Origin of the sequence: Limisalsivibrio acetivorans (assembly GCF_000421105.1) — a bacterium.
GTDB classification, from domain to species: Bacteria; Chrysiogenota; Deferribacteres; order Deferribacterales; family Geovibrionaceae; genus Limisalsivibrio; species Limisalsivibrio acetivorans.
Genome location: NZ_ATWF01000001.1, coordinates 219,130 through 236,943, shown reverse-complemented (window position 1 = coordinate 236,943; position 17,814 = coordinate 219,130). Strand labels below are relative to the sequence as shown.

The window sequence follows — 17,814 nt, the reverse complement described above, 5'->3', positions numbered from 1 at the left end:
AATAGCAGGAAAGCGGGTTTTAGTCAATTTATATGCATCTGGTATAAAAACAGATCCCAAGCGTGTTTGACATGGGATAGCTGTCTGTTATACTTCGGCATAACAGTGAGGAGGTATTAATGATGAGGAAGTTACTTTTATTGCTGCTTGTAGCGGCTCTCCCCCTGACAGCTTTTGCCGAACCGAAGGCGGTTGTGGGCTCCAAGATAGATACCGAGGGTGCGCTTCTCGGCAACATGATTATCCTCGTTCTTGAGGAGCACGGTTTTGAAACCGTTGACAAAACCGAACTCGGTCCAACAAATATCATACGTAAGGCTATCAAGACAGGCCAGATAGATATCTACCCCGAATATACGGGCAACGGCGGATTCTTCTTCGACCATATCAATAAGAACGTCTTTAAGAATGCGGATGAAGGATACAAGGCAGTCAAAAAAGCTGATCATGAGAAAAACGGTCTGGTCTGGATGACCCCCGCTCCCGCAAACAACACATGGGCGATAGCGTCCCGCAAGGACCTTGCAGAGGAGCACAACCTTGAATCTCTGGAGGATCTTGCCAGATATATGAACAATGGCGGCGAGGTAAAGCTTGCCGCATCAGAGGAGTTCGCCAGCAGACCGGACACCCTCAAGGCCTTCCAGAAGGTGTACGGATTCGAATTCTCCGGCGATGAGCTTCTGTTACTCTCAGGCGGAAACACCGCCCAGACCGAACAGGCCGCCGCCCAGAGGATAAACGGCGTTAACCTTGCCATGGCATACGGAACCGACGGTGCACTCGCTGCACTCGGCCTTGTGGTTCTCAAGGACACGAAGGGTGTTCAGCCCGTCTACGAGCCTGCACCCGTTGCCACCGAGGAGTTCTACAAGAAATACCCCGAGGTGGAGGACTACCTCGCACCGGTATTTAAATCGCTCAACGGCGAAACCCTCCAGAGGCTGAACGCAAGCATCGCACTGGAAGGTAGAGGCTCCAAGCAGGTGGCCGAAGAGTACCTTAAGAGTAAAGGATTCATTAAGTAATGATGAAAATAGGCCTGCCGGGGGTTCTCATATCCCTGGCGGGGCTGTTCTTTTCGGGTTTTCTCAACGAGAAGCCGAACAGGCTCATGGCCGGCGAGGATGTCGGCTGGACTGAGATTGTAAACACAGCGGGGATGCTGACTGTTCCGTCTCTACTGATTCTCTCCCTTCTGATTCTTATACCTGCGAAGAGATCCCTTAGAATAATCTCAGCAATCATAGCCTCCACCGTTCTTTTCATTCTCATAAAACAGTCCGGCGACTACGCTTCAGCGGTAAGAGGTGCAAACAGCATAGCAAGGGTATCCCTCTCCGGCGGGTTCTGGTTCACCGCACTGGGGATATACATCCTGTTGCTGAGCATATACACATCTGCAGAAAGCAAAGTCGCCCGCATAGCACCCGCTCTCTTCCCACTGGCGGCCGTCATAATACCGTTGTACACAGGCTATGCGGATGATCTATCCATCATGATCGAGTTTGCCGGTCGAAAGAGCCGCTTCTACAGCGAGGTGGTGAACCACATATACCTCGCAGGGGGCTCCGTGCTCACAGCGGTTATCATAGGAATCCCCGCCGGTATAGCCGCCTTCCGGTACAAAAAAGCGGGCGAACGGATATTCGATGTGCTCAGTATAATCCAAACGATCCCCAGCCTCGCCATGTTCGGACTTCTCATCGTTCCCATGGCGTTTATCGGAAACCGTTTCCCCGAACTGGGAAAACTCGGCATATCCGGCATAGGGTGGGCCCCCGCCTCCATAGCTCTGGTGCTTTACGCCCTGCTCCCCGTTGTGCGGAATGTATATGCGGGGCTGGTGTCACTGGAAAGCGGTGTACGTGAGGCGGCCAGAGGTATGGGGATGACCCAGAAACAGATACTCATAAAGATAGAGATGCCCCTGACCCTCCCCTTGGTGATAAACGGGGCGAGGGTGGCCCTTGTGCAGTGTATCGGCAACACAGCAGTTGCCGCACTCATCGGCGCAGGGGGGCTCGGCATATTCATATTTCAGGGGCTTGGGCAGTCCGCAGTGGATCTTATCCTGCTAGGCTGTATCCCCACCATCGCCATTGCTGTTGCGGCGGATCTGATTATGCAGTTCCTAGGAAGTGCCGCAGGGAGGTTGAGAGTTGATAAAACTGAGTGAGGTGTTCAAGGACTTCGGGGAAACAAGGGCTGTGAACAGCCTTAGCCTTAATATAGAGAAGGGGGATTTCTGTGTACTCATAGGCCCCTCGGGATGTGGAAAATCCACCACACTGCGGATGATAAACCGTATAATTGAACCCAGCGGCGGAACCATCGAGCTGAACGGCGAGGATATACGCCATAAAAACCCCGTACTCCTCCGCCGTAACATAGGCTACGTAATCCAGAGTGTGGGACTGTTCCCCCACATGTCTGTGCGTGACAACGTAGCCGTTGTACCCAAACTGCTGAAAACAGCGAAGAACGAGATAGATGAACGGGCGGAATATCTAATGGGCCTTGTCGGGCTTGAGCCCTCCGAGTACCTTGATAAGTACCCCTCCCAGCTCTCCGGAGGGGAGGCGCAGAGGGTGGGCGTTGCAAGAGCCCTTGCCGCGGATCCCGAGATACTCCTTATGGACGAGCCCTTCGGAGCCCTCGACCCCATAACAAGGGAACATCTCCAGCGCAGGCTCACCAAGATACAGGAGGAGCTGAAAAAGACCATCGTCTTCGTCACCCACGACATCGACGAAGCTATTCGCCTTGCCACAAAGGTTGCGATCATGAAGGATGGAAATCTCGTTCAGTTCGACACTCCGGAGGATATACTCACCAACCCGGCAAACCGCTTCGTTAAGGAGTTCATCGGAACGGATCGAGCCCTTAAGCGTCTCACAAGGAAGAAGGTTTCTGAGTTTTCCAAGGCACCCAGAGATATCGAACGGTCGGATCGTGTGAGCGAGCTGGCGGAAAAATACCCTGAAGGAACATACCTATGGGTAACAGACAGTGAGGACAGGCTCCTCGGCTGGATGCGGATGCCAGACGAGAAAAACGGCTACACCGCCGAAGAGCTTATGACATCCGCACCAGAGAGTGAGTTTGCCGTATCGCCCGAAGACGACCTTAAAGAGGCGCTCTCAAAGATGATGTGGCACGGCGTAAAGACCCTCCCCGTTGTGGAGGGTGACAGGGTTGTGGGTGAGCTTCATCTGGGGGATGTTATATTCGATGCATAGAAACAGAATAATCGCCATAACCCTTTTTGCAGCGGCACTTATAGCATTCGCCTCGTTTCCCGAGATTCTAAGGGGATTCTTTCGTGCTGTGGAGCAGGAGAGCGAGACGATCATATACAACCGCACACCGCTTATCAAGCTGTTGTGGCAGCATATATACCTCGTCGGGATATCGAGTGCCCTTTCCGTTGTTGCTGGCGTATCGGCGGGAATATTCGTGACTAGACCCTTCGGCAGAGATTACCTCCCCATGGTAAACACCCTCGTTTCTCTCGGTCAGACATTCCCCCCAGTTGCGGTGCTGGCCGTAGCCGTTCCCTTTGTGGGCTTCGGAGCGAAACCGACCCTTATCGCACTGTTCATCTACGGCCTTTTTCCCATCGTCCGCAACACTATTGCCGGGATAAACGCCATAGAACCCGCACACCTTGATGCGGCGAAGGGGATGGGTATGAACGGTATGCAGAGGCTTTTCATGGTGGAGCTTCCCATATCTGCGGGGGTTATCATGGCGGGTGTTCGAACATCGGTAATAATAAACACGGGAACGGCAGCCATAGGAGCCACCATTGGCGCCGGCGGGCTCGGGGCACCGATCGTATCGGGATTAATCAGCGACAACTTCGCCTTTGTGATACAGGGGAGTGTCTGCGTATCCCTCCTGGCGATCATCCTCGACCGGCTGATGCTCACCTTCGAGGAGAGGTTCTAGAGCATAACCACGAAGCTGATGAACCAGTTCAGTTCGATCTTATCTATATCCTTCTGCGGGCACTTCGTTTTTAGATAATGGACAGTACGGCTGGTTGTGCATGGGTAACGATGGTTCGCCAGAATATCCTCGTATATCTTAAGAGCAGCGAATCTATCCCCCTTTCTGTCGAGATACATACCCTTGAGGAGCTTCATAGTACCTTCACGGTAGTTGTCCACCTTGAACTCAAGAGCTTTGTCAATATAATCCAGAGCTTTGTCGTACTCCTCCATAGTGGCGAGGCATACCGATGTGAAAAGCGGAAATGCGAACTCACCACCGTAATTATCCGCAAGATCCCGCATACGCTCTGCGATCCTTGAGCAGTCCCTCGTCTCGGTGTACTCATACCCAAGCTCAACATACTTTTTGGATGCATCACTCTGTTCGAACTTCGGCTTATGGATTTTGACGGGCTCTGTGCCGCCGCTGAAAAGGTCTGTAAGGCTGTATTCGTATATCTCTCCGTGGGGGGCCGGTGTTGTGCCATTACCCACGCATAAGCTGTCCGAACCGTAATCGAATACGGCGGATGATATGGTGAAGGCGTTTGATATGGTGCTCCCCGCAACGGAGCGTCTCTTCTGGCCGGCATCGTAATCATCGCCAATGATAGTGAAGGAGTTTGGTGCATCAAGCTTACGGCGGCATTTTTTGAGGAGCTCCTCAAGCCTTGTCTTTCGGTAGTAGTTGTTCTGGACCCAGGCGTAGGTTGGGACAAACTCATCCTCACGCATATTCGTCCGGCACATGTTCACATAGCCGAAGCTGTCCGCAGTAACATCCTTAAAAATACTACCTTTTCCATTCATCTCAAACAGAGCCGTTTCACTGGTCTTAGCATCGGATAGCATAATCCCCCATCCGCAGGAGGTCTTTCTGCTCTTAAGAACCTCCGCTGCCTCCTCTATGGAGGAAGCCTTGCCCAGAACCTCCGAAACAAGGCTTAGAACAGGCTCACCCTTAAGGGATACCTCACGGCTGAAAAGAACATGGAGGGAAACGGCTATCCCCGCCTCGTTTATGGATGTGAGTCCCGGAAGATACAGACCATCTGCTGTGATTGTTATGCTTGCGTATCTCTCTTTGGGCCTTGAGACAATGATGGCGTGGTCCCTCGTCCACGATTTTCCGCCGAAGAAGTCAAGGTTGCGTCCATGGAGCAGAGTTCCTTTTCTGGAGCCTTTCTCCTTTGCTGTGAAGCTGGTGCAACCCAGGTATACCTGGGGTATGCTTTTCATCATGGAGGTTCCTTTACCCACCATATAAAGCATCGTGTCGGGATAAGCGAGGCTTCGTACAGCATCCGAAGGGGAAATCCCAAGGAGATCGGCATACTCCCTCCAGAGCTCCTTGTCGAAGCTATTGAACCGGTTGCCGATAAGGCCTGAAAACTTCCTGAGAGTAAAGACACCGATACGGCCTATAACGCCTGTGCCAACAATACCCCCCAGAACACGGCGGGGGAAGTCCACAAAATAATCTAAGGTTTCTCTATGCTCGATGGAGGAGAAAAGATCCTCCGCCATCTCTTTCGGCGTACCTTGTGCATGAATAACTTTCATTCTTAGCTGAAATACTTCTCCACTAAAAAGTTCACATAATCTACATCAGAGGAATAGGTTATCTTTATGTTCTCAGGGACAGACTCCACCCACTGTACCTTCCGTCCCGCCATCTCAACGGCCTGGGCCTCATCGGTAACGGGTGTTCTGCTCCGCTTTGCGTCCATCAGTGCGGCTATGAGCATACCCTGCTCAAAGACCTGGGGGGTGTGGCTCAACATAAAACGGTTTCGATCCACCGTCCCCTGAATACCGTCCCTGCCAAGCACCTTAAGGGTATCCCTCAGCGGCACTCCGCATATGCAAGCACCCGTCTGCATAGCCTGCTCTATGGTTTTATTCACAACCTCCAGGGGCACAAAGGGGCGAACGGCGTCGTGCACTAGCACGTACTTGCTATCCGCCTCGATAACGCAGTTCAGAACAGTATCCGAACGCTCTTCCCCCCCTTTTACTACCAAGAGGTTGTCTATACCCGCTTCGGCGGCGTTTTGCTCTATGGTCTCGAAATCATCCTCACTGCCGCCGATGATAAACCTGTCGAAGCTGTATGACCTCTTTAGCATAGTGAGCGTATACCACAGGGCCGGCTTGCCATTAAAAAGGTGGAACTGCTTCTTCGTTTCGCCGCCAAAACGCTTTCCCACGCCGGCGGCGGGGATAACCGCTGTTACGCTCAATTCTTCACCTTGGTGAATATGATCCTGCCCGATTCGGTCTGCAGAAGGCTTGTAACAACAACCTGAACGGTATCGCCAATAAGCTTTCTGCCGTGGTCGACAACGACCATTGTTCCATCATCCAGATAGCCGACACCTTGGCCATGCTCCTTCCCCTCCTTCACCACGGTTATGGTAAAATCCTCACCGGGAAGGATATTCTGGCGCATCGCCATGGCAAGGGTATTCATATTGAGCACACGGATATTCTGGATCTCCGCCACCTTAAGCAGGTTGAAGTCCGTTGTGATGATCCACGCCTTCAGATTCTTCGCCAGAGCAACGAGCTTTTCATCCACAGTGCCGATGTCGGTGAAGTCGGTCTCGGTAATCTCCACCGGAACGATGCTCTGCTCCTGCAGCCTCTTAAGGACGTTAAGACCCCTTCTCCCCTTCTGTCTGCGCAGGTGGTCGTGGGAATCAGCGATGTTCTGCAGTTCCTTCAACACAAAGGTGGGGATTATAAGCCCACCCTCCATGAAGGAGGCATCAACGATATCCGCAATACGGCCATCGATGAGTGTCGAAGTATCAAGCACCTTAGGCATGGCAGGATATTTGACAATCTTAGTCTGCTTTGTGCGCATCTTAAGCGTGAGAGCCTCAAACATCCAGTGGCTCTTGAGTCCGAGGATTATACCAAGGTATAGCGTAAAGAAATAGAAACCCAGCTTGATCGCTTCGTTGGCAAACACCGTATCGAAGGTGAGGGTTATCAGATAAGCTATTCCGGTGAAAAGAACACCGCCTACAGCGGCTCCGATGAGCTTGTAGCTCTTAAAATCGTTAAAAAGACTCTCGATAAAATATATAGAAAAAATAATTACGATGGAATAGGTTATCGAATGATAGATATCGATCCCCATAGTCTCACGCAGGGCTATGAACACCCCAAGGATAAATAATGAATAAAGAAAACGAAATAACCACATAATCACCTCAGCCAATCATTTTTTGAAGGGCTTCAAAGTCCTCCTTTCTACCCAGAGCGATCAGAGTATCCTTCGCCTTGAGAACAGTATCCGATCCGGGATTATATATAAACGCTCCGTTAGCTCTTCTTACTGCTATAACAATTATACCAACGTTTCTTATCTTGGACTCGGATAATTTCTTGTTAGTCATATCCGAGTTCTCTTTCAGCACGACCTCCTCAACCTCAATCCCGTAGTTGCCGTGTCCGAGGGCCAAGTCCATGAATTCATGGACGTGGGGCTTGGTTACGCTGTTTGCGATGCTCAAACCGCCGATTATGTAAGGGGAGACGACCCTGTCCGCTCCTGCCCAGAAGAGCTTTGAGTACGCCTCCTCATCGGAGGATTTGGCCACCACATAGAGTTCCTTGGCAAGCCCCTTGGCTGTTAGAACAATATATACGTTCTTAACATCCGAATCCACCACGGTGATAAGCCCCTTGGCATCGGTTATACCTGCATCTATGAGTGAATCCTCTTTGGTGGCATCGCCGTGGATATAGAGGTATCTGTTCTCTGTCATCTCCTCTATACGATCCTCGCCGATATCGATGATAACGAAGGGCACACCTGATTTATAGAGCGATTCGCAGATGGTTTTCCCCATTCTGCCGTATCCGCAGACAATATAATGATCCTTAAGCTTAGAAATCTCAATACTCATTCTGCGCCTCACAAAAATCTTCCCCAGCTCTCCGGCAACGATATAGTCCATAATCTGGGTGGCTGTATAGGCCAGTGTACCTGTACCCAGCAGAATCAGGACTATGGTAAAGGTCTTACCTTCATTGGAGAGGGGAATTACCTCACCGTAACCGACTGTGGTTACGGTTATTATCGTCATATAAAGAGCATCAAGCGGACTGGCACCCTCCACAACGGCATAGCCCACAGTTCCTGTCAGGATAGTCCCGATCATCAGGAACGTTGCTATGTATATAAACCTTGTGGAGTCTACCTTCCGCATAGTGTCACACCAGGTGCGCCAGCCTCATCAGCATCTCACGAAGAAAATAGATTACCATTATGAGGATAATAGGGCTTATGTCGATCATCCCGAGGGGGGGTATGATCTTCCTGAAAGGCTCCATAATCGGATCTGTAACAGAGCCTATAAACTGAACAACGGGGTTAGCCGGATCAGGGCTTACCCAGGACATAAGAGCACGGAAGATGATAAGCCATACATAGATCTGCAGCATCTGCGCCAGGGAAACAAGCCCTCCCGACACAGCCGCCCTCACCGATTCCTCTATCATTACATTGCCGGACTGGGCGAAATAGAAACTGAGCTGGACGAGGCTGTCCAGAACGAGGAATGCGGCAAAAAGAAGAAGCATCGAGGGTATTATGATAAGGTTACCGGGGGTTTTAAAGAATGTTCTGGCTGTTTTAACCCAGGGGAGCGCAAGCCTGTAAAAGAATGTAGAATAAGCTGAAACGCCGAAACGGTTCACAGTGCTCCCCACAAGGAGTGCTATAAAGTAAAACAGAAGCAGAAATTTGAGCATATCATCAAAGGAATACGCCATGGTGTAGGTGAGGCTTCTCCCTGTTACACCGAGGAATATAAAACCCTGTAGAATTGTAAAACCCAATATTATCAGTGGAGTAAGCCTGTCCGACTGCTTTTTGGTCATCTTAAGCGACTTCGTAAAAACCGGATCAAGAACCGATGAGGCCGCCCTGCCGAGGGGGTTAAAATGAAGCTCCTGCCTTGTCATAACAGAATACAAAAGTACAACCGCAACTGCGATCTTTATCAGAATACTTATAAGTCCAATCATTATTTCACCTTGCTGTAGTCACGTTTTCCGAAGAGAGCCGTACCCACACGCACAAGTGTGGAGCCCTCCTCCACTGCTATCTCATAATCACCGCTCATACCCATACTAAGGATAGAGAGGCCGTAGCTATCTTTATATTTATCATAGAGTTCCCTTGTCTTTGCGAAGTGAACCCTGTTCTTTTCATGGTCATCCACAAGCGGTGGCATCATCGTAAGACCGCAGAGGTTGAGGTTCTCAGCTGCTGCGGTTTTATCGAGAAGCTCGATCAGTCCGTCGATGGATACCCCCGACTTGTCAGGATCCTCTGCAACATTCACCTGCACCAGAACATCCTGAACACGCCCCTCTTTCGCGAAATGCTTCTGCATCTCCTTGAGCAGAGACAGCCTGTCCAGCGAATGTATAAGAGCAAAATTGTCCTTAAGATATCTTACCTTATTGGTTTGCAGATGCCCAATAAAATGGAGCCGAAGCCCTTCATAATCCCTGAAATAATCCGCCTTTGCCACCGCTTCCTGTATCCGGTTTTCGCCGAATTCCCTGTGTCCTGCGGTGTAGGCTTCCTCTATCATACTCTCAGGAAAGGTTTTGCTCACAGCAAGAAGGGTAACATCATCACTTCTGCCCCCCCTTTCCCTGGCTTCCTCGATCCTTTCACGAACATACTTTACATTCTCAGCAAACAATGTTCCTCCTCATAACAACGGAAAGGAGCCTCCCTGTTCCTGCTCTATCCCTTCTATACGAATAGAGATACGGCGCAACATAGGTGCACTTGTTCACATGAACAGCACCCCATGCGTTGGCATCCTTAAGGATTGTCTCGATAACCTTTCTTATGGAGAGATTAAGTCCGCTACCCGTATCGATGATGGCGGAAGTGAACCCCTGTTCACGGAAAACCGATGCCACCTCTTCGCCAACCTCGTAATTCTCAGCAGAGATACCCGGCCCTATGACGGAGTTGATGATCCTGTCACCCCGCTCCTCGAACATACTTATGCACTTCTGCACTATGCCTGCAGCAACGCTCCTCCACCCGCAGTGAAGGTTTGCGATATGCTCCCTGCCGATGAGGTGCAGGTTATAGCAATCCGCAGTGAGTATGCCGAGGGGGATGTCCCGTTCGGATGTAATAAGGCCGTCACCCTTTGAGAACATAACATCCAGTCTGTTCCTGCCGGTAACCTCGTGGATAGTACTGCCATGAACCTGGGAAAGGGTTACAGCCTCGGGTATCCCCCATGCATCCTGCAGAAGAACACGGTTACGATAGACATCCTCCGGCTCATCACCCACATGGAAGGCTGTGTTAAAACCGGAATAGCTCCCCTTGCTGTATCCGGTGTGCCTCGTTGTTGTAAGGCTCAGAATATCTTCGGGGAGTCCGGCGGGTTTAAGCACCTGAACCCCCCTGATGCTTGAAAGCATACGCCTATCTTTCCCTCAGCTTCGCAAGGAGTCTGAGAATCTCAAGATAGAGCCATACAAGGGTAACCAGAAGGCCGAAGGCCGCATACCATTCCATATGCTTGGGTGCGCCCATCTCAACGCCGGTTTCGATGAAATCGAAATCCAGAACGAGGTTCAGTGCCGCAATGATAACTACCACCACAGAGAAACCGATGCCCATGGGCGTTGCGGCGTGGATGAAGTTCATTCCGCCGCCGAAGAATCCCATAACAAGGTTAACGAGGTACAGGATTGCGATGCCACCCGTTGCGGCGAATATCCCGAGCTTGAAGTTCTCCGTAGCCTTGATGAGCCCTGAGCTATATGCAAGCAGAAGCGCCACCAGAACAGCCACGGTGAGAAAAGCCGCCTGAATAACTATGCCGGGGTACTGTGCCTCGAATATTGCTGATACACCGCCAAGGAGAAAACCTTCAAACATCGCATAGAGCGGAGCGGTTATATGCGCTATGTTCTGCTTGAACACGGTTACAAGAGCCGTAATCAGGCCGCCGATGAGCCCAATCATTACATAACCCTGTACAGCTGCCGCATTCTCAGGACTGAAGGTTGTCCAGGGGAAATATCCCGCTATAAGGACGATTGCCACAAGTATAAAGCACTTGTTTACTGTTCCCTGCAGGCTCATTTTATCTTCTGAGGTCCTGCTTCTAGGGGTGCTAACCCCTTCGCCGGAAGCCTGCTGTGCTCCGGCTCCTCCCCTTGCTGCTGCGGCCTTCTTGAAGGCCTCTTCGGTAAGCATAGGATTCGATGTTCTACCCATTGCCATATTTATTGCCACCTCGTTTTATTTTATTTTCAGTATACGAGAATATACCTTATCCACAGTCTCTTCAAGAATAATCGAACTTAGCCTTTCCATAGAAACGTTCAGAGTATATATTTATGAAAAACAAACCAGTCAGGAGTTTTATTTATGGGCGTATTTTTAACGATTCTTGCCCTTGCCGCAGGTGCCGCTGTCATATTCTACCTTATACCCCAGAAAAGGGAAGAGTCTCCGCAAACAAATAATGCCACAGACGATAAACCTGCTGAGATTCAGAGGGAGCAGAAACTCCCTGCGGATGTTTCCGAACGTATCAAGAATACACCATTGCGAACCTGGCCCGAGGGGCACACCCCCATGGACCACAACGATGTATCCCCCGACGTTATGGCGAATATAGACACTCTCCTCGGGTCCACCACAATATCTATGAATGTGAGCACAAAGCTCATCGAACTGCTCGGAGATCAGATGTCCAGTGCAGAGAGCATAACGAAGGTAGCCTCCACCGATGCCGTATTGAGCGCAAAGATACTCGCCATAGCAAACTCCTCATACTTCAATATAAAGAACGAAGTAACCTCTCTGCACAGAGCGATACTCCTTCTCGGTTATAACAACGTGAAGAATCTTGTAGTGAGAGATCTCATCGGCGAGATTATGCCTAGCAAAGAGGAGATAGGGCTCGGTGAAAGGCTGTGGGTTCACACCATGGCCGTAAACGCATGCGCCAAATATATCACAGAGAACTATATCTCCGAACGTTCCGACGATATGACCACAGCCGCAATGATCCACGATCTCGGCAGACATTACCTGCACCTCCTCCCCCAAAGGGGCAAATGGGACCACGATGCCCCTGTGCTGATAAACGAGGAGAATGTCTATGGTATAAACCATGCTGTGCTCGGCTATCTGGTATGCCAGAAATGGAAGGTACCCGAATCAGCCGCCAAAGGTGTTCTGTACCATCACCATCCCCTCGCCGCTCCTCCAGAAAAGATTCCATACCCCGCAAGGCAGAAGGCCGCTCTGACTGCCGTCTCAGATACACTTGCCAACTTGCTGGGCTTCGGCTCTGAACCGGAGAACACATACGCAGTACGGACAGAATATCTACAGCTACTCAGACTGAACACGAACATTTACAAGCTTGTTACACCACAGCTTGTGCCTGAGATAAGAAAGTCTGTTCATGTGATCAATAGTTTTATCGAGCACAAATGAGCCGTCGGAATAGTGTTCTGTTACACTGTATTCCATTAAGGTCGACAGAAGGGCTGAACAGGTGACCAGCTTTTAGTAGCACTGCATAATTGCCGAGATAAGCTTTCCCGCAAATAGTTACCTCCAGGCATTCAATACTGTGCCAAACGAATCTAATCGAATCAATTATGGGATCGGCTTGCAGTAGTACCGCATATTTGCCGAGATAAGATAATCATTAAACCTTCAATCACAGCATATGTGGATCGTACATTACAAAACATGTTGCATATTTGTTCATATGCGCATTTACCAACTATTCATCCGTGCTATTAACCGTAATCTCTCTGTCGATAAACTGTGTAAACACCAAAGAGGCCACAGAAAGAACCACAGCTGATATAAACGGAATCCTGTAATCCAGCATCCAGAGCGCACCGCCCAGAACAGGTATGACCACGGCGGCGATGTGGTTTATAGTAAAACCAACGGCCATGCTCGGTGCGATATCCCTGCTATCCCCTATCTTATGGAAGAACGTTCTGATGGCTATATGGAAATTGAAGAATATATGATCAAGTATATACATAACCGCCACTACCATCTTGCTGTCTGTGAAGGCATAGGCGCAGAAGATCCATATCAGGCTGAAATACTCAACACTGAGAACCTTCCTTTCACCGAAACGGTTTATCGCCCTTCCTATAAGCGGGTTAGCGAAATAGTTTACGGCGTTGTTGAGCACGAAGAGAGCTGTTATCTCAAAGGCGGAGAACTCAAACTTTATGACCATAAGGAATACTGCAAAGGCTACAAATATCTGCCTTCTGGCTCCGGCAAGGAATGTCAGCAGGTAAAACAGCCAGTAACGCTTACGGAATATCATCTTTTTATGTTGAATCGGCATATCCTTGTTTGTGGGGTCGAAAAAAAGTGTGCCGAAGCCTATGAGAACTATGGGTACACCGAGGATAAGGAATATCTCACGATACTCAAATACCTTAAGCAGGCCCATGACGGCGAGCCCCACAAGTATGCTCGTTCCGGCTGCAATACCCTTAAGCCTTCCGAAAACAAGCGGAGCCTGAGCCTTATTGAAATACTGCAGGGTAAGCGACTGGTTGATGGTCTCGTAGTAATGGAAGCCGAAGGACATTATAAGCGTGGTAATTATAAGGCCGTAAAAGCTGGGGAGAAACCCTGTCAGCAACACGCCGAGACCGGACAGGATTACCGAAAGCGATGCGATACGATGCTCTGGAATAAGGCGGATAACGAAGATAACAAGCAGGGCAAGGAACCCGGGAACCTCTCTGACAGACTGGATAATCCCCATCTGATAGCCATTTATGGAGGCAACCTCCACGGCGAAATTGTTGAACATCGTCCGCCAGCCCTGAAAGACGGAGATGTTCGCAACGGTGAGGATAAAAAGGAACAGGTACATCCTGTTTTTAAGGTTCATGCCGCCGCCTCCGGAATCGATTGTATTTTATACCACGATAATACAAAGACGGCTATATACAGTTAGAAAAAATATTTAAATAACAGTTACTCGTCGGGGAACCTCTTTTTCATCTCTCGGAGAAATATCTCATAATCCTTTGAAGAATATAGGCATAGAACGATATGAGAGGGATAGTTACCCCCCTTCTCGGCATAGTCACCAACAGCAGAAACGATAATCTCAGCTGCATCCTCAAGGGGGTATCCGTATACACCTGTAGAGATTGCAGGGATCGCTATGGAGCTGACACTGTTACCGGCGGCAACATCCAGTGCCGAGGCAACGGCGGAATAGAGATTTTTAGAAGGCTCAGGGTCCTGATTATAGCGGGGGCCCACGGTGTGGATCACATACTTCGCCTTAAGGTCACCGCCCCCTGTGATAACGGCTGTTCCAAGCTCTGCACCGCCGATTTCATCACACTCCCTCTGGATGGAATCACCACCCTTCGAACGAATAGCTCCTGCCACACCAGCCCCGAGCTGTAGCTGACTGTTTGCCGCATTTACCACAGCCTCGGTACTCATCTCTGTTATGTCGTCCTGTACAACCTGAATCCTGACGCCCTTTATCTCTTTATCGAACATAAACCACCTCCGATAGTTGAGAGTACAGGCATAGCCGGATGATGGAAAACCTAGCCTGCTGTATGCTCCAGCCAACGGTTATAGAGCCTCATGAATACGGGGTGGTACTCCTCATCCTCGTTAAAAAGAAGGTAGCCGAATGTCTCCTCCAGCTTCTCCTCGGGTATGGGGGCAAACTCCCCTTTCCCTTCGGCATAAACCGTTCCCTCTGCATCAATAATCTTACCGGCTGCACCGTAGAGGATCTTCCTTCTCTCGGTGAAACGGGTAACAACACGCAGATCCGTTTCCGCAGGCGTGTTTCGCCTGTACTTTATCTCAAGGTTGCGGGTGAACAGCATATAGTCCTTGGAGCCGTATATGAAAGCCGCCCACCCCATTGTTTCATCCAACAGCGCAGTAACTATACCCCCATGGATAACATTCTTGTATCCACAGTATTTCAGGGGGATATTTATATCCGTGTAAACCGTTTCGTCCTCTGCAAAAAACCGGGTATTCAGCCCGAACCTGTTCTCTTCACCGCATATAAAGCATCCGGTGGAATGGGGTAAACTGTATCTTATGCCCATTTTATCTGATTTAACTCGAACCTCTCCTGTAAGAATTCATGCTTCGGCAGTGCAGCGAAGGCGACCTTCATCTTACCCGCTTTCTTAATAACATCCTTGGTGCTGAAGCTGTAGAGATCCCCTTCCTGGGAATCCAGCTCGAGCTCAACGAACTCAGGGTCAACAAACTCACCACTTTCACCGTCATATTCAACAAGTGCACATACCGAAATATGTTCAGAGTTGATCTTATCCGTCTTTACCTTCGCTGTAAAGTGCACATCTGCACCCATCTTCATCTCTGAGGCATCAACTGCAGTATCAACAAAGCTCAGGCTGTCCCATCCACTGAGAAGTGTATCCTTCCACTCGATGAACTTCTTAGCCTCTTCGTATTTGTTTGCCCTGAACGCACGGTTCAGTTTATGCAGTCTGGCATAGTATTTATCGGTGTAATCCATAACCATGCGTGATGTATTGAAGAATGAAGCGCAGGTCTTTATCGCCTGCTTCATCATCTTCGTCCACTCCCTGGGCACATCCGCCTTATCTCTGGAGTAGAACATGGGGATTATCTCACTCTCGAGCTTGTCGTAAAGCTCCATGCTCTCCACATGGTCCTGATAGCTCTCTTTATCGTACTGTTCGCCTGCGCCGATGGCCCAGCCGTTCTCACCGTTGTAGCCTTCGTCCCACCATCCGTCGAGGATAGAAAGATTCAGTCCGCCGTTGGCAGCGATCTTCATACCGCTAGTTCCGGATGCCTCCATCGGCCTGCGGGGGGTGTTAAGCCATATATCAACGCCGTGGGCGAGGTATCTGGCGACTTCGATGTCGTAGTCCTCGATGAACACGATCTTATCCCTGAACATCGGCTTACGGCATATGTGAAAGATCTTCTTGATGATCTCCTTGCCCCCGTTGTCCTTGGGATGAGCCTTACCGGCGATGATAATCTGCACAGGTCTGTCGGCGTTATTCAGTATCTGGTGAAGCCTCTGCTCGTCCATGAAGAGCAGATACCCCCTTTTATATGTGGCGAAACGCCTTGCGAAGCCTATGGTGAGGCAATCAGGATTAAGGACTTCATCCGCCTTAAGGAGCTCTCCGGATGTTCCTCCCCTGTGGAGTATCTGTTTTTTAAGATGCTTTCTTGCAAATACTATAAGCTTCTCACGCTGACGCTGTTTTGCGCTGAAGAGTGCGGCATCGGGTATCGTGTCCGCATTCTCCCATACGCTGAAATCGTACGGTTTGTAGTACCAGTTTTCGGAGAGGTAGCGGTTATACAGCGCCTTGAAGTCCTCTGATATAAAGGTGGGGAGGTGTATACCGTTTGTAACATGCCCCACAGGTACAGAGTTTGTGAGGGCATTGGGCCAGAGGTTTTTAAACATCTTACGCGATACATCACCGTGGAGCTTACTTACCCCGTTTCGGTAGGTACTCAGCTTAATCCCGCAGATCGCCATTGCAAAACCCTCGCTCTCGTCGAAGGGGTTCACACGGCCGAAGCCCATAAGCTGGTTAAGGTTAAAGCCCGCATCCTCGAAGAGGGGACCGAGGTAACGCTGTATCTGATCCGTTCCGAAGACGTCAAAGCCTGCGGGAACGGGTGTGTGCGTGGTAAAAAGAGTACTTTTGCGTACAACCTCCGCCGCTGTACGAAGGTCGATACCTTCACTTACATACTGACGTATACGCTCGAGGGTAAGGAAGCTGGGGTGCCCTTCGTTTATATGGTAAACCGAGGGTTTCTCACCCATAGCCCTGAGAGCTCTGTAGCCTGCAACACCGAGGATAATCTCCTGGCGAAGTCGCATGCTCGTATCGCCACCGTAGAGCTGTCCGGTAACGTGCCTGTCGTGGGGGCTGTTCCCCTCCACATCGGAATCGAGGAGGACAAGCCTGATGGTTCCAACCTTCATAACCCAGACACTCACACGCACCGTGCGGTCCTCTATCTTCACATCCACAAAAACATCTTCCCCTTCGGGGGTTTTCGCCCTTTCGAGGGGCATGTTGTAGAACTCGTTATACGGGTAGTATTCCTGCTGCCATCCGTCGGAATTGAGGTACTGATGGAAGTAGCCGTTGCGGTAGAGGAGACCCACGGCCACAAAGGGTATACCGAGGTCGCTGGCGGATTTGCAGTGATCACCTGAAAGAACGCCTAGACCTCCGGAATAGAGTTTCACGGATTCGTGTATGCCGTACTCTGCAGAGAAATAGGCAACGAGCATATCCTCGTCCTTATGCTCCTTATACTTCTGCTCGAACCACTTCGGGAGACTCATATACTCCTGAAATAGCCTGTACTGCTCCTCAAGACGGGACATAAAAACAGGATCCTGCTTAAGCTTCTCGTAGTCGTCTCGGGTAAGGCTTCCTAGTACTGTCATCGGGTTGTGCTTGGACTTCTCCCAAGCATCGGGATTTATGGTCTTAAAAAGCTCCCTTGCGTCGTGGTTCCAGCACCACCAAAGGTTGTATGCCATATCCTCGAGCGGCCTGAGCTCTTCGGGAAAATCGGGAAGTACATTGAATTCATTTATTTTCATGGATAGACCCCCATATGCGTTAGTCGGCGGGAACAATAATCAATTCATATCCGCACAAGTCTATTTTAACACAGGAGGGGAAATAATTTAACCCGTAGAGGGGGTAAATGTAGGAA

The 17,814-nt window shown here is 50.0% G+C and carries 17 protein-coding genes; 5 read left to right on the top strand and 12 right to left on the bottom strand.

All coding sequences use genetic code 11. The annotated features are described in order from the left end of the window. Positions 1-119 precede the first annotated feature (119 nt). The 4 genes from osmF to K300_RS14120 are packed head-to-tail and all read left to right on the top strand — an operon-like array spanning position 120 to position 3,954. Entirely contained in the window at positions 120-1,028 is a 909-nt protein-coding gene (osmF, locus tag K300_RS0101115; protein ID WP_022849818.1) for a glycine betaine ABC transporter substrate-binding protein OsmF, read from the top strand. Beyond that, positions 1,028-2,179, top strand: coding sequence for an ABC transporter permease (locus K300_RS14125; protein WP_022849817.1), 1,152 nt, complete (start codon positions 1,028-1,030; stop codon positions 2,177-2,179). The genes osmF and K300_RS14125 overlap by 1 nt, the downstream gene beginning before the upstream one ends. After that, the gene (locus K300_RS0101105) at positions 2,163-3,242 is read left to right on the top strand and encodes an ABC transporter ATP-binding protein (RefSeq protein ID WP_022849816.1); all 1,080 of its coding nucleotides are present in this window, start codon (positions 2,163-2,165) and stop codon (positions 3,240-3,242) included. The genes K300_RS14125 and K300_RS0101105 overlap by 17 nt, the downstream gene beginning before the upstream one ends. Continuing rightward, entirely contained in the window at positions 3,235-3,954 is a 720-nt protein-coding gene (locus K300_RS14120) for an ABC transporter permease (protein ID WP_022849815.1), read from the top strand. The genes K300_RS0101105 and K300_RS14120 overlap by 8 nt, the downstream gene beginning before the upstream one ends. Here K300_RS14120 and K300_RS0101095 read toward each other — a convergent pair. The 8 genes from K300_RS0101095 to K300_RS0101060 are packed head-to-tail and all read right to left on the bottom strand — an operon-like array spanning position 3,951 to position 11,280. Beyond that, positions 3,951-5,561: a C45 family autoproteolytic acyltransferase/hydrolase gene (locus K300_RS0101095; RefSeq protein ID WP_040462996.1), complete on the bottom strand. Its 1,611-nt coding sequence runs from the start codon at positions 5,559-5,561 to the stop codon at positions 3,951-3,953. The two genes, K300_RS14120 and K300_RS0101095, sit on opposite strands and share 4 nt — an antisense overlap. A 2-nt stretch (positions 5,562-5,563) precedes the next feature. Then, positions 5,564-6,241, bottom strand: a complete 678-nt coding sequence (ispD, locus tag K300_RS0101090; protein WP_022849813.1) for a 2-C-methyl-D-erythritol 4-phosphate cytidylyltransferase — start codon at positions 6,239-6,241, stop codon at positions 5,564-5,566. Then, positions 6,238-7,212, bottom strand: a complete 975-nt coding sequence (locus tag K300_RS0101085; RefSeq protein WP_026836224.1) for a PIN/TRAM domain-containing protein — start codon at positions 7,210-7,212, stop codon at positions 6,238-6,240. The genes ispD and K300_RS0101085 overlap by 4 nt, the downstream gene beginning before the upstream one ends. A 7-nt stretch (positions 7,213-7,219) precedes the next feature. Then, positions 7,220-8,221: a potassium channel family protein gene (locus K300_RS0101080; RefSeq protein WP_022849811.1), complete on the bottom strand. Its 1,002-nt coding sequence runs from the start codon at positions 8,219-8,221 to the stop codon at positions 7,220-7,222. 4 nt (positions 8,222-8,225) lie between these two features. After that, on the bottom strand, positions 8,226-9,041 hold the full coding sequence (locus K300_RS16855) for a YggT family protein (RefSeq protein WP_022849810.1): 816 nt from the start codon (positions 9,039-9,041) through the stop codon (positions 8,226-8,228). Then, positions 9,041-9,730: a YggS family pyridoxal phosphate-dependent enzyme gene (locus K300_RS0101070; protein WP_022849809.1), complete on the bottom strand. Its 690-nt coding sequence runs from the start codon at positions 9,728-9,730 to the stop codon at positions 9,041-9,043. The genes K300_RS16855 and K300_RS0101070 overlap by 1 nt, the downstream gene beginning before the upstream one ends. Next, on the bottom strand, positions 9,720-10,448 hold the full coding sequence (locus K300_RS0101065; RefSeq protein ID WP_162139831.1) for a purine nucleoside phosphorylase YfiH/LACC1 family protein: 729 nt from the start codon (positions 10,446-10,448) through the stop codon (positions 9,720-9,722). Before K300_RS0101065 ends, K300_RS0101070 begins: the two co-directional genes overlap by 11 nt. A 31-nt stretch (positions 10,449-10,479) precedes the next feature. Continuing rightward, complete coding sequence (locus K300_RS0101060; protein ID WP_081646968.1) at positions 10,480-11,280, bottom strand: Bax inhibitor-1/YccA family protein; 801 nt, start codon at positions 11,278-11,280, stop codon at positions 10,480-10,482. Positions 11,281-11,433: 153 nt separating this feature from the next. Between K300_RS0101060 and K300_RS0101055 the strand changes: the two genes are divergently transcribed. Continuing rightward, positions 11,434-12,513 (top strand): HDOD domain-containing protein, encoded by a 1,080-nt coding sequence (locus tag K300_RS0101055; protein WP_022849806.1) that lies wholly within the window; start codon positions 11,434-11,436, stop codon positions 12,511-12,513. A 295-nt stretch (positions 12,514-12,808) separates the two neighbouring features. Here K300_RS0101055 and K300_RS0101050 read toward each other — a convergent pair whose 3' ends face one another. The 4 genes from K300_RS0101050 to glgP all read right to left on the bottom strand — a co-directional run bounded on the left by K300_RS0101050 (position 12,809) and on the right by glgP (position 17,698). Further along, positions 12,809-13,957, bottom strand: a complete 1,149-nt coding sequence (locus tag K300_RS0101050; RefSeq protein WP_022849805.1) for an MFS transporter — start codon at positions 13,955-13,957, stop codon at positions 12,809-12,811. Between the two features lie 86 nt (positions 13,958-14,043). Further along, positions 14,044-14,586 carry a macro domain-containing protein gene (locus tag K300_RS0101045; RefSeq protein ID WP_022849804.1) on the bottom strand — a complete coding sequence of 181 codons (543 nt, stop codon included), beginning with the start codon at positions 14,584-14,586 and terminating at the stop codon, positions 14,044-14,046. A 50-nt stretch (positions 14,587-14,636) separates the two neighbouring features. Beyond that, positions 14,637-15,158 carry a PaaI family thioesterase gene (locus tag K300_RS14110; protein WP_022849803.1) on the bottom strand — a complete coding sequence of 174 codons (522 nt, stop codon included), beginning with the start codon at positions 15,156-15,158 and terminating at the stop codon, positions 14,637-14,639. Beyond that, positions 15,149-17,698: an alpha-glucan family phosphorylase gene (gene glgP / locus K300_RS0101035; RefSeq protein ID WP_022849802.1), complete on the bottom strand. Its 2,550-nt coding sequence runs from the start codon at positions 17,696-17,698 to the stop codon at positions 15,149-15,151. The genes K300_RS14110 and glgP overlap by 10 nt, the downstream gene beginning before the upstream one ends. Positions 17,699-17,814: the final 116 nt, after the last annotated feature.